Annotated in this window: 9 protein-coding genes; 2 read left to right on the forward strand and 7 right to left on the reverse strand. The window is 42.9% G+C overall.

The features are described 5' to 3' along the window. Positions 1–224 precede the first annotated feature (224 nt). From NNC77_RS09350 to NNC77_RS09365, 4 genes are all read right to left on the reverse strand, one after another. Entirely contained in the window at positions 225–1106 is an 882-nt protein-coding gene (locus NNC77_RS09350) for a BT4734/BF3469 family protein (protein ID WP_234564411.1), read from the reverse strand. Between the two features lie 98 nt (positions 1107–1204). Continuing rightward, positions 1205–2455, reverse strand: a complete 1251-nt coding sequence (locus tag NNC77_RS09355) for a DUF3987 domain-containing protein (protein ID WP_234564410.1) — start codon at positions 2453–2455, stop codon at positions 1205–1207. A 4-nt stretch (positions 2456–2459) separates the two neighbouring features. Continuing rightward, positions 2460–2744: a helix-turn-helix domain-containing protein gene (locus NNC77_RS09360; protein ID WP_006848509.1), complete on the reverse strand. Its 285-nt coding sequence runs from the start codon at positions 2742–2744 to the stop codon at positions 2460–2462. A gap of 220 nt (positions 2745–2964) precedes the next feature. After that, complete coding sequence (locus tag NNC77_RS09365) at positions 2965–4503, reverse strand: hypothetical protein (protein WP_234564409.1); 1539 nt, start codon at positions 4501–4503, stop codon at positions 2965–2967. A 698-nt stretch (positions 4504–5201) separates the two neighbouring features. Between NNC77_RS09365 and NNC77_RS09370 the strand changes: the two genes are divergently transcribed. Beyond that, positions 5202–6890 carry an RNA-binding domain-containing protein gene (locus NNC77_RS09370; protein ID WP_234564886.1) on the forward strand — a complete coding sequence of 563 codons (1689 nt, stop codon included), beginning with the start codon at positions 5202–5204 and terminating at the stop codon, positions 6888–6890. Positions 6891–7304: 414 nt separating this feature from the next. Here NNC77_RS09370 and NNC77_RS09375 read toward each other — a convergent pair whose 3' ends face one another. Both NNC77_RS09375 and NNC77_RS09380 read right to left on the reverse strand, forming a co-directional pair. Further along, entirely contained in the window at positions 7305–7589 is a 285-nt protein-coding gene (locus NNC77_RS09375; protein WP_118140065.1) for a hypothetical protein, read from the reverse strand. A 14-nt stretch (positions 7590–7603) separates the two neighbouring features. Then, a complete protein-coding gene (locus NNC77_RS09380) occupies positions 7604–9736 on the reverse strand; it encodes a Tex family protein (RefSeq protein WP_254970534.1) in 2133 nt (710 codons plus the stop codon). A gap of 367 nt (positions 9737–10103) precedes the next feature. On the opposite strand from NNC77_RS09380, the gene NNC77_RS09385 reads away from it, so the two are divergent. Beyond that, entirely contained in the window at positions 10104–10637 is a 534-nt protein-coding gene (locus tag NNC77_RS09385) for an outer membrane beta-barrel protein (protein ID WP_254970533.1), read from the forward strand. 1148 nt (positions 10638–11785) lie between these two features. Here the strand turns inward: NNC77_RS09385 and NNC77_RS09390 are convergent. Further along, positions 11786–13096, reverse strand: a complete 1311-nt coding sequence (locus NNC77_RS09390) for a DUF4302 domain-containing protein (RefSeq protein WP_254970532.1) — start codon at positions 13094–13096, stop codon at positions 11786–11788. Positions 13097–13098: the final 2 nt, after the last annotated feature.

Raw genomic sequence — 13098 nt, forward strand, 5'->3', positions numbered from 1 at the left:
ACCGGGGATTAGGCTCCCCCCTGCTATAAAAATGTTTCGTTTTATCGGCGCAAGCGCAAGGTAAAAAATGACCTTAATACATCCCATAAACAAGCATACGACCGCCTCACAACTTCCTGAGATTATTGCTCGAATCTAATAAGGTTCCATCCAGCCTTTCTTCGAGCAATAATCTCAGATACTTGTTTAGTTTGATGAAGGCACATACTCTTTCATCTTAGTTTTCACTTCATCAGGATTCCATTCTGCTTGCATAGCCAGAAGAATGTTCCGATGTTGATATTTTGATAATTCCGTTTCAAGAGATCCGAGAACATCTTGTCGGTCTTCGATTCGTTGTAGTCCATGCTCTGTTGACTACACAGATGAAAGAAGTCTCGCCCATCCTCACCCAACGTGGCAAGTGAGCAACCCACTTTCAGCCATTGGTCATAACCATCTGTTATGTCAATGCCACGCTGTTCTATTTGCTTGCAACAAGCAGCAACTTCTGATAAGATGTCGTTCTCCCTGATGTTCCTATACGATAAATACCGCCTCACTTTTGGCGGCTCCATATAAATGCCTTCGTATGGGATGGCATTCTCGTTAATAATTGGATGCGCATCATAGCTGACACACCTCATTCTTGTGATGTCACTACAAGCTGCATCTATGGTTATCCCCATTCGATAGAAGTCGTGCTGCAACTGTCGGAATTGCAATAAATGCTTCTCTGGATAGCGCAAGGGAATAACTGCAAAAAGTCCGTTGCCACTAACACTCAATGAGCAATAAGCTATCTGAGGTATCACGGCAAGTTGCTCCTTCACTGCATTCCAATCAGATATGGCAGGATTCTCCTTGGCATCCATATCTACACATATCAACCCAGAACGATATTGGATGTTCTGAATAGACCTCGTTGGTTGAAACACTCCACCTATCGTGGCTTGTGGCAACTTTCGCTTCCAACTATCACGCTCTTCTTTGCTTGACAGATGGCGAAGCATCAGAATCTCATACTGACGTTCTTGCGAGAACAGAAAATCTCCAAGAGAGGAGATGGTTCCCTTATTATCCATCACACCATCATAAACAGATACATTTATTGGAAATATGTTCATAATCATCACATTTGTTCTTGGTTGCGGTTGCGTTCTTATTCATCTCCCTGATTCACAGATTGATACATACTATCGCTACCGCAACCACGCAACTTAGTCTACTTTTTTATCACCTTGCTCACATATTGACGACTTACGTCTATTCCTTCTGCAAACTTCGTGATATTCATTTTGTCTATTCCGACTAATGAAACCAAATCCTTAATCAACTGTTCTTTGGTAGGTTTCTTTATCTGCCCTTCACCCACAACAAGATTCAAAGCCTTGGTTCCACAATACTCAAAGTAGCGCATGCACTCCACACTATACAGCATCTCATCAGCAGTTATCTCCAAAGAACTTGGCAAAACAAAGTATTGCCCACCTCCTGCATTATCCGAGCATGATAAGATGTGAGTAATGGCACACCACTTCAACACATGGATTCTCAACTTGGATAGCATCGAAGACAAATAGGAATCAGCATCATCTGTACGAGATATTGTCTCATTATAGTAGTCGATATAAACTTGCTTTGCTTCATTGCTCAACGTAAGTTCCATATCATTAATAGCCAACAACTTCTCAAAGATTTCATTCCATGCAGTTTCATACTTGGCATCCAATATTGAATCAGAATAAAGAGCCTTCTGTATCTCATCGGGATAGGCGAACAACCATCTTTGCACAAAGCCCACACCTGCCAAGTCTCGCTTGAATGCCTCACTGAATACATCGGGTTGGATTCCACCCATGATGCACAGGAAAGGATTCTCGATATACATCGGTGGCTGAGTCTTGCGAGTGACAGGAAAAGTGGTTCCATCCCATATTGATAAGTAATTGCTCACCTCACCACTGTTATGGTATCGTCCCATATCATCTATAAAGCCCTTGATTTCATCCCTATAGAGCAAAAGACCATCTTTCGATTCCGCTCTGCCATCCAAGATTTTATACAATCCTTCTGGAGTCACATCTGAAACCGTCAACTGATTCAAAGTCGGTTCTTCCTCGTCTGTGTTTCGTTTGAATTCCTTGAATTTCTCCCGAAACTTCTTATAGCGTCTGCTTTCTTCTTGATTCATCGGTTGCATCAGAGCCTTGATAGGCGAACTCTTGTTGGAACCACTTGGAGCAACATGACAAATCCAAAGATTGGGATGATTGCGATACTTCCCATCAAAGATTGTCACATGCCTACCACACATCGTGCCAACAACACCAAACACCGCAGAAATAATAAAGTCCCTAGGACATTGAAACACTTCTGCATAATGCTCGATAACCTTCTGCACCTCCCATCGAAGGGCATGTATTGGCAGTTGCTTGGGCAGCGACTCCAACGAATGTTGATTGATATTGAGCATACACCTATTTATTAAGATCAAATACTCGCTCTATATCTGACTGACGATAGAATGACTTGCGCCCCATCTTGATAGGAGCCAGCAATCCCATCTTGTCCCAACGCCACAAAGTGACCTTGGAAACACGATACTTCTCCGTCACCTCCGCTGGTGTCAACAGAGGCGACTCTTCCTTCTGAGGTTTCTGCACCATCTCCTCTTTCCAATTCAAGAAGAGTTCCTTCAAATCCATCGCATCCACCACCAATTGTAGTGGTGCGCCTGTAGCTAAAATGTCTTGAATACGCATCTTTTTACTTTAATTATTTTTGAAATCTGGTGCAAAAGTACGAAACAAAAAGGAATAAAGGGGGCGATGCACAATTAAACTTCATATTTAACACTTTCGTAATAAATATCTGACAAAACAGCCCATTTTATGTTAAATTTGAAAATTTATTATTTTTCGCAAAAACAAAAAACCGCACGATTTTGTATCGTACGGTTCTACAAGATTCAGAAAACCTTGGCTAAATGCAACTTATTGTTTCCTTCAATATGTCATCATCTATCTGGCGATAGCGATTGAATGCCCTACTTCCCTCAACATGACCACTCATCTTTCCAACGATATTCGGGTCACGAACAGCCTTATAAGCTGCACCAACGAAAGTACGGCGAGCCATGTGAGAACTGGCAACATCACAAATTCGTTTCATTTCATTCTCCCCAGTCGTTGAGTTACGAACCTGAACGATTCTTGTGATGCCACAAATCAACAGGATAGCCTTGATGGCATCATTGTATTTCTGTGGACTGATGAAAGGGAATAAACGTCTATCCTTATCAACACCCTCATATTTCTTCACCAATTTCAAAGCACATGGATTTAACGGAATACGAGGCTTCACCGGAGCATCCTCATCGGCCGTCTTACTCGGCACATACTCCAAGATGCCCTGGGTAATGTTTTGAGAAGTCAATCTCATCAAGTCTCCTACACGACAACCCACCAAGCACTGGAAGACAAAGATGTCACGCTGAGTTTCCAATGTTTTCAAAGGAAGTTTTGAACATGCTTTCTTGTCCTCATCCTCCAACTTCTCAAACATAGCTAGCATATCTGTTTCTGCCACGACATTACGCTCTTCCTTTGTAATATAAATAGGTGTGCCATATTTCTCCACTCCTATCTTGATGCCATCGAAAGGACGGTTGGTGGTTCTTTCCGTTTCATACAACCATTGCATAAACGCCTTGAATTTCTTTTTAAGTTTCACAATGGTATTCTCTCCACGGTCTTGCAACTTCACCATTGTATGTACCACATTGATTTCTGCAGGATATTCCTCCAAGATGCTCTCAAACTGCTTTGGATACTTCTCTGACAATGTTTTCTCATTGCGCAGATAATCCTCAAAGTCCTCAATATCCTTGCGAGTCATCTTATCTATGTTCCAAGTAAATTTCTCTTGAAGCACTTTCTTCTTGAAGGCTTCGTATCGTGCCAAGTCTCTTACTAAAACTCGAAAAGCCTTGGTATGGTCATAGGAGAAACGCTTCTTATCCAAGTACTCCTCTGCTAATTCATACATAGAGACTCGCTTCTTTCCTCTTTGTCTTTTCACTTTACCTGTACCAAGAGGATGATGAAAACGATAGACTATCTTATCAAGCCAATCCTCACTAAGATTACTTTTGTCTGCAGCAACAAAAGCATCCATGATAGTTGTCTGCAACTCCCCCAACAACCGAGCTTGTTCTTTATCAAACTTCACTTCGGGAGTAATAAGACGATCTGTGATTACTACTTCACCTCTCGTAGTAATCGCATATCCCTTGGCTTTCGCTTCTTCCTTGGTTACAGAAGTAACCTTATCTGGAACAACCACACCTTGCTTCTTACTTGCATTACGATTAACGAAATATCGGAAATGGCGTGGCTCCACAAACAAGCCACTCTTTACACGATAATCAATCTTTTGACCTTGGTAAAAACGGATTAGGATTTCGCTACGATGCGTCACCTTGTCTTCCTTGGAAGATAGTTTCAAATCAATATTTGCCATACTCTCATTGTTTAAATTCGAGTGCAAAAGTAATTATTTTACATTCGCCCACCAACATTTTTGCCGAGTTTTTGCCGAGTTTTATGCATTCTAACAAAACTTTAGGTAAAATTAAGAAACAATAATTTTTTCTATATCACTTATAATCAGGCAATTATACATTTCTCTAATTTTCATAAGATTTCACAAAAATGTGGCTATCAGGCGCACCGATAAAAATCCTAACTGCTTGATAATAAGCGGTTAGGATTTTTTCATTCTAGAAATTGCCAACATTTTGCCAACATAATTCCAAACTAAATTGAATTGGTTGGCAAAAACAAGTCATTATTTTACATACTTTCACACTATTTCTTGCGATTACACTCACCATAATTTGAGTAAAAGAAAGAACTAACTATTAGGCATATTAGCATTATCAGTAACTTATCATTTACGCTCTACCCTCTTCATTGCTTTCATGCCATAGTTAGGCGAACCATCCATCAAGCCTGTACAACTAATATTTAGTTTAGCCCCATACATAGAGATTTTCACCCCAAACTGAAAAAATCACAAAGAAAATACATTTTCCTCCTGAATATATACCCTATTTTCAAAGAAAAATGCTATCTTTGTAGCTGTTTTAATATAAATGTGTCCTAAGACAATGCCTTACTTTTTAAGTAGGCTCATTTAGGAAAATAAAGAAGGAAACAATGGAAAAATATATAGAGATATTCAACAAGCTTTGGGAACACTCAGAGAATGAGGTTATCGAGTTTAAGAAAGCAGAGACCAACTTTGATATCGATGAGTTGGGCAAATACTTCTCCGCTCTTAGCAATGAAGCAAACTTACGTGACCATGAGTTTGCTTGGATTGTATTTGGAGTTTGGGACAAAAAACATCAGATTATCGGTACAACATTCAAGGATGGTGAAGTTGCACTCAACCGTTTGAAGCAAGATATGTCTCAACACACCACAGACAACCTCATCTTTAGGGATATTGTTCCTATTGAGGTTGAAGGTAAGCGTGTTTTGCTTTTCCAGGTTCCTGCATCACCACGAAATATCGTAATGCACTGGAAAGGTGTAGCTTATGGTCGTGATGGCGAAAGTCTGAAACCACTAAACCAAGCAAAACAAGATACTATCCGCCAACAGCCACCAATACCAGATTGGACTGCTCAGCTCGTACCAAATGCCACGACCAATGACTTGGATGAACTAGCCGTAGCTACAGCTAAAGTCATGTTCAAAAAAGTTCGTTCGTCAAGTATTCCTGCCGAAGAAATAGATGCGTGGAGTACAGAAGAGTTCTTGGCTAATAGTATGATGATGCGAGAAGGGAAGATCACTCGTGCAGCCATTCTACTATTGGGTAAACCCCTTTCTATTCAAAAGATTCATCCTGCCGTAGCACAAATCACTTGGACATGGGAAGATGAAGAAGGCATCGTACAAGATTATGAGCATTTTACAATACCTTTCATCTTGACCGTAGATAAGGTGTTGAGCAAAATACGTAACAAGACTATGCGTGAGTTGCCAGGTGGAACCCTGTTCCCTGACACCATGAAACAGTATGATGAATACACCATACGAGAGGCATTACATAACGCCATCGCACATCAGGATTACACCTTACAGCAGCGAATTGTTTTTGTAGAAGGTCCTAGTACCTTATATTATGGCAATGGTGGCAGTTTCATTCCAGGAACAATAGAAAATGCCCTGGAGCATAAAGGACCTCAATTTCATTATCGTAACGATTGTCTTTGCAAGGGCATGGTCAATTTCAATATGATTGATACAGTAGGACGTGGTATCAAGAAGATCTACACAGAGCAACGCAACCGATTCTTTCCAATGCCAGATTACGACATCGACAACGAACATCGTACTGTTGGCGTAACTATCTATGGCAAAATGATTGATGAGAAATATACCAACTTGCTAAAGAGCAACCAGTCTTTGTCACTAAAGGAATGCCTTTGGCTAGATGCCGTACAAAAGCATCATCCTATCACAAAAGAAGCAGCCAAGCTACTATTTGATAAAGGTTTGATTGAAGGACGTGCTCCACATTATACCATATCATTAAAAGTAGCCAAACTGACAAACCAGATTGGTCACTACACAAAAGAGAAAGGACTTGCAGAAAAAAGTATCCAAAAGCTATTATTGCAATTGGCACATAATGCAGGAAAAATGGGATTTTGGCGCAGAGATGCATTCGAAAGTCTTCAGCATGTTTTTCCTGCAAATAATAGCCATGATGAAAAATTACGAAGAATAGGTCGCCTACTAATTAATATGGCAAAAGATGGCCTGCTAACAAAATCACCCAATGGTAAAAAATGGATTATAAGCCAAAAAGGTGAAGAAGAATTTGGAGCATAAGAGCTATCATATTTCAATCCTTATTGCAGTCGTTTGCGGTCGTTTGCGGTCGTTTTTGTGGTCGTTTGCGGTCGTTTTTGTGGTCGTTTGCGGTCGTTTGCGGTCGTTTGCGGTCGTTTGCGGTCGTTTTTGCGGTCGTTTGCGGTCGTTTTTGCGGTCGTTTTTGTGGTCGTTTGCGGTCGTTAATTCGGCTATTTGAGGTCGTTACTTGGGCATAACTCATGTAACCAGCATGTAACTGAGCAACTCGAAATAGCCCTTAATCAATGCAAAAGCCCTTTAAAACGGTGCCTGACGCATGTAACTGGCATGTAACTGGATAAAAAAAGAGAGTGTGTCATAAGTCCATGACGCACCCTCATCAACTTAAATTAACGTGACTCAGTTTATCCTTCTCCTCAAGCAGAGAGATACCTACATCATCCCTTCCAGTTTTTCCTGTGCCTCGCGCATATCTTTTTCAAAATTCACATGGTCTAGAAGGAATTCCGTTCTGCCTTGAGAAAGAAGAAGATAGAGCTGCGGATTCATACCCTCTACATACTGGGCGATGGCATACTCTATATCATCACGCTGCGTAGGATTGGTGGAAAATTCAAAAACCCTGAGCTTCTGATGAATAAAGCAATATGCCGACTCTATACTATCTCTGGTGATGCCCCCTGCCAAGAGAGCATCACCATTATTATTCTGATTCATTCTGAATATCCTTTCTATTTCACGCCCTTCATCGACAAGGCGATGCGCTTGCGCTTCAAATCTACTTCTGCCACTCTCACCATCACATGCTCATGAAGCTTTACCACCTCAGAAGGATCCTGAATGTAACGGTTTGACATCTGGGATACATGAACCAGACCATCGTTGTGGACACCTATATCTACAAAGGCACCAAACTTGGTAATGTTGGTAACAATGCCCGGCACAACCATGCCTACCTGCAAATCCTCTATCTCCTTGATGCTGGCATCAAACTCAAACTTCTCCACCTCACCACGAGGGTCCAAGCCCGGCTTGTCAAGCTCAGCCATGATATCGGTCAAAGTAGGCATACCCACCTCGGCACTCACATATTTTCTGATATCAATTTTCTTCTGCAGCGCCTTGTCTTCTACCAGCTGCTTCACCGTTACGCCCTGATCTTTCGCCATCTGCTCTACCAGCGCATAGCGCTCCGGATGAACGGCACTGTTATCCAAAGGATTCTTAGCGCCTGGAATGCGGAGGAAGCCGGCACACTGCTCAAAGGCCGAAGGACCCAGACGTGGCACCTTCTTCAACTGGGCACGGGAAGCGAAGGCTCCATTTTCGCGGCGATATTCCACGATATTCTTGGCAAGCGTAGGTCCCAAACCGCTCACATAGGTCAGCAGATGCTGCGATGCGGTATTCAGGTTGACACCCACCGAGTTCACGCAACTCATTACCACCGTATCCAGACTCTTCTTCAACTGAGTCTGATCCACATCATGCTGATACTGTCCCACACCGATGCTCTTCGGATCAATCTTCACCAATTCAGCAAGCGGATCCATCAGTCTTCGTCCGATGCTCACAGCACCACGCACGGTAACATCCTCATCCGGGAACTCATCTCTTGCAATCTTCGAAGCCGAATAGATAGAAGCGCCATCCTCGCTCACCACATAGATATCTACCGGATGAACGAAATCGATGCTATGCAGCCAGTCGCTGGTTTCGCGGCTTGCCGTACCGTTACCTACAGCCATTGCCTCCACCTGATACATCTTTACCATGCGCTGGATGGCAGCCGTAGCCTCGCTCTTCCTGTTGCGGGGAGGATGAGGATAAACGATTTCATGATGAATCAGATTGCCCTGCGCATCGAGACAGCAAGTCTTGCAACCATTGGCAAAACCCGGGTCAACCGCCATTACGCGTTTCTGCCCGAGAGGAGCCGCCAACAGGAGCTGGCGCAGGTTTTCGGCGAACACGACGATAGCCTCCTCATCCGCCTTCTGCTTGCTGAGCGCAGCAAATTCGGTTTCAATGCTAGGCTTCAGCAGTCGCTTAAAGGCATCATCTACCGCTTCACCCACCAGCGTCTGGCACTCACCGAAACCATGTACATAGTGGCGCTTCAGTTTATCCTGACACTGCTCATCATCAGCCGAGATGCTGACACGCAAGAATCCTGCCGCCTCGCCTCTACGCATAGCCAGCAGTCGGTGCGAAGAACATTTCTTCAATGGTTCTGAGAAATCGAAATAGTCGGAGAAGCGCTGCGCCTCTTCCTCATCCTTCTTCTTGGCTACCACCTTAGAAGTGATGATGGCACCACGTCTGAACTCGCCGCGAATCTGATTGCGGCTCTGCTCATTCTCGCTTACGGTTTCGGCGATGATATCCTTGGCTCCCTGAAGTGCAGCCTCCACATCCTTCACCTTATCGCCCACAAACTTTCTGGCAGCCTGTTCCGGATTGCGCTCACGCTGGAAGAGGAGCAGCTGTGCCAGAGGCTCCAAGCCAGCCTCACGTGCTATCTGGGCACGGGTGCGGCGCTTTGGCTTATAAGGAAGATAGATGTCTTCCAGTTCGGTGGCATCCCAGCACTGTTCGATGCGTTTTTTCAGTTCATCCGAGAGTTTTCCCTGTTCCTCGATGGTTTTGAGGATAGTCTCTTTTCTCTTCGCCATCTCAGAGAGTTTCTCGTTAGCCTGTGCGATGGCTTCAATGTTTACCTCGTCCATATTACCGGTTTTCTCCTTGCGGTATCGCGAGATAAACGGAATGGTGCAGCCCTCTCCGAGCAGCGCCAAAGTATTTTCTACAGCCTGCTCCTTCAGATTGAGCTGGGCTGCTATCAGCTTTGTAAATTGATTCATTTATGATATTTATAAAATATGATTCAAACTGTTTGTTCATGCAAAGATAGAGAAAAAAGTTGGTTTGCCCAAATATTCCCTCATATTATTTGGCGGTTTCACTAAAAAATCGTAGCTATTCTTCAAAAACAGCTTTAGATACATTCAGCACACCTGCTTTTTATTGATTTACATCAACAATACGGCTTGTTTTGCAAGAAAAACAGAGAAATCGTTTTGAGTTTCAAGTTATTTCCTATACCTTTGCTGCCGAATTAGAGAGTGCAGAGCATATTTTGGATGTGCTTTGCTATCATAAATAAAGGGGCTGAAAAGCTACCTGATTAGAGTGATAAAATAAAGTAATAATTAAAAGAAAAAATTGATTATGAAGAAGATTATGTTGAGCCTTGCTATGGCTCTCGTTTCAGTTTGCGCTAGCGCACAGGTTTACATCGGTGGTACAGCTGGTATTTCCAGCAACAAGATCGGTGATGGTGACAGCAAAACAGCTTACACCTTGATGCCAGAGATTGGTTACGAATTCAACAACAAGTGGGAAGCAGGTCTCGAGATTGGTATCAAGAAGGGCGATGTTTGCGAACTCAGAGAAGTAAAAGAAGCAACAACATTCATTGTAGCTCCTTACGTACGTTACACAGCCGTAGAAACCAAGTTGGTTAACCTCTTCGTTGAGGGTACAATCGGTTACGGCAGCGTCAGCAAGGGCGGTGGCGATTCTTACGAAGTAGGCATCAAGCCAGGTTTGGCTGTTAAGCTTTCAGACCACGTAAACTTCATCACAAAGGTAGGTTTCCTCGGTTACAGAGGTTATTCTCCTGACCATGGTGACAACTGGTCAACATTCGGACTTAACGTAGATGCGAGCAACATTTCATTTGGTGCTATCTACAAGTTCTAATCTTAGGGTGCTCATTTACTCATAAGCAATAATATCAGGGGCGCAAGCGATTCCTTTCCAGGAAACAGCTTGCGCCCCATTTTTTATCTGCAAGCGAACACGCTTTTACTCTTCACTCTTCACCTTTCCTTCGGAACCCCCAGTGTTTATCGGCATTCCGAGGGGTGAAGAGTTTGCAGCAACTCTTCACCCACTCTTCACCACTCTTCACCGATTCCAAAGACCAGCAGGCGTAAATTGCAGCGCAAGACCGCTAGGTGTCAAGGAGAGAAGCAAGACCGCCAGGCGTTCCTGAGGAGGGTGCGCCATAAGTTTGGATAATAGTTTGGCGCATAACAGTTGACCATCGCATGCACATCACCTGTTGTGCATGCGCATATCAGCTGTTATACAAGCGCACAACAGCTGTTGTGCGACCGAAGATACTGGCTGTTCCAACAACATATCCTATCTCTTCCAACAACATATTCTTACTCTTCCAACAACATATCCTAGCTCTTCAAACAACATATCCTTACTCATCCAACAACAAGAAAAGGGCGAATCATAAATTTATGACACATCCTCCGCCGAACCAGCCAAGGTGAAGAGTGGGTGAAGAGTGCCCAAGAACTCTTCACCCCTCGAAACGCCCATAAACACTGGGGTTTCCGAAGGAAAGGTGAAGAGTGAAGAGTATTTCCTTTATCCCTTACTTACAACATTTTTACAGGCATTTACGCTGACTGTTGCAGTAGAACAGCCAACTGGCGAGTGTATGGCTAGTCAGCTGTTCTTCATTCGCCAGTACACTATTTCCGATTAACAGCCAACTTATTCCTCGGCAAAATACTCTTCCATAACTAGGCTATAATCGCTACATACTGATAAAAATCTCTGGCAATTATTAGAAATAAGGGTAAAGGAAACTTTTAGCAAAAAGCTTGAAGCTTTGAAAGAAAAAACATAAATATGCACCTTGGAAGGTGCATATTGCGCATAGATGTGCACCTTCCAAGGTGCATATGCTACAAATTTAAAGAGCGCAATAATCAAATAAGGGGCGTGCTTAAATGAGCACGCCCCCAGACGAGAGATTTTATGTATTCTTTTCACAAAGAATCCTATTAAACATTATGTATATAATTTTATTTCATGATGGATGAACTCTAAAAAAGAGATTCTGGCATACTAGTTGTCAAGACAAACCAGTTATTTGGATTACTCTCATCAGTCAACTTTATAGAAGAAGGCTGTTTCGTTGTACCTTCCAGCAACTCGATTTTATAAGTCTTGGCCACGCCGGCTGCATGACTTCCCTGATCACCAGTCAGTGCATAAATCATATACATCTGACCCCAACCATAGAAATACTGACCATTCGCACCAAACTTGCCAGGACAAGCAAATGAGATATGATCATCGTCAACGATAGTAGGAGTAATGTCAATGAACGAAGCATAGCCTGCCACATTGAACAAGATTCCCCAATGTCCTGCATAGCCATCAAACGCAGAAGTGGTAAAAGCAGCATATTTGCAAGGAGAATAATACTTAGAAACCTCCTCGTTACCAGCATTCCAATACGCCTGAGTATAGCTACCCATATTAGCTACAGAGAAGAACCAGTCTCCACTGATAACCTGCTCACTGATAGGAGGAACAACGCCCAACATCTTTACAGCGGCATCTGTGGATTCAAACTCATAGTTATCGCCCCCTTTATAGTTGAATCCCTTGATAGTAACGCCATTAAGAGTTATTGGCTTATAAAACTCAATCCCCTTGTCTGTTACGATATAAGGAATCGTGGTAGAGCCATCCTCGGCATTAGAACTAGTGAAAGTAATGGTACGATAGCTTGATGTAGCTACATACTTGACATCATTCACCTCGCAAGTATATCTAGGGAACTGCATCTCCTGCTCCAAATCATCTATCTGATTAATGGTCTCAGTCCAATCGGCATCCTTCGCCATAGGAGTCATCACTATTTTTGTACCACGCTTCTTGCCAAGCATGACTACAGAATCAGCAGTGGCGGTAAGCACCCGGAACTCCAAGTCACCTTCCATACCCTTACCATTATCACCAATACCATCAGGGTTAGCTGGATCGGAGAAGAAATGAATCACCTTATTGTACTCATCAAAAGACAGAACGATACTAGCACTCTGCTCCAATTTATAATGTGATGTGGCTTTCGTGTCTGCACCCAAAGCATCGCTCATGGCAGTAACATTTCCATCTGTTCCAAATTTCAACAACAGATTATATCCACCATACTTGGTATTAGCCTTAGGATAATATTTCATCAGCCATCCATTCTCTGCAGAAGTAAGAACCGTCTTATACTCTGCTATTGCATCATTCACTCGCTCTGCAGAAGGTTTGTCGAACACTTCATCTATGTCGTTGGAACAAGATGTGAAAGACAAGACCGCAATCAGCGTAAATAATATGTTATATATTTTTTTCATAT

The sequence above is a fragment of the Segatella copri genome (assembly GCF_024330485.1).
GTDB lineage: Bacteria > Bacteroidota > Bacteroidia > Bacteroidales > Bacteroidaceae > Prevotella > Prevotella copri_L.

What these genes read in the sequence shown, in the direction of transcription:
- NNC77_RS09380 (WP_254970534.1), bottom strand. Translation starts at nt 9,736, where the DNA reads ATGAATCAATTTACAAAGCTGATAGCAGCCCAGCTCAATCTGAAGGAG.
- NNC77_RS09385 (WP_254970533.1), top strand. Translation starts at nt 10,104, where the DNA reads ATGAAGAAGATTATGTTGAGCCTTGCTATGGCTCTCGTTTCAGTTTGC.
- NNC77_RS09350 (WP_234564411.1), bottom strand. Translation starts at nt 1,106, where the DNA reads ATGAACATATTTCCAATAAATGTATCTGTTTATGATGGTGTGATGGAT.
- NNC77_RS09375 (WP_118140065.1), bottom strand. Translation starts at nt 7,589, where the DNA reads ATGAATCAGAATAATAATGGTGATGCTCTCTTGGCAGGGGGCATCACC.
- NNC77_RS09370 (WP_234564886.1), top strand. Translation starts at nt 5,202, where the DNA reads ATGGAAAAATATATAGAGATATTCAACAAGCTTTGGGAACACTCAGAG.
- NNC77_RS09360 (WP_006848509.1), bottom strand. Translation starts at nt 2,744, where the DNA reads ATGCGTATTCAAGACATTTTAGCTACAGGCGCACCACTACAATTGGTG.
- NNC77_RS09355 (WP_234564410.1), bottom strand. Translation starts at nt 2,455, where the DNA reads ATGCTCAATATCAATCAACATTCGTTGGAGTCGCTGCCCAAGCAACTG.
- NNC77_RS09390 (WP_254970532.1), bottom strand. Translation starts at nt 13,096, where the DNA reads ATGAAAAAAATATATAACATATTATTTACGCTGATTGCGGTCTTGTCT.
- NNC77_RS09365 (WP_234564409.1), bottom strand. Translation starts at nt 4,503, where the DNA reads ATGGCAAATATTGATTTGAAACTATCTTCCAAGGAAGACAAGGTGACG.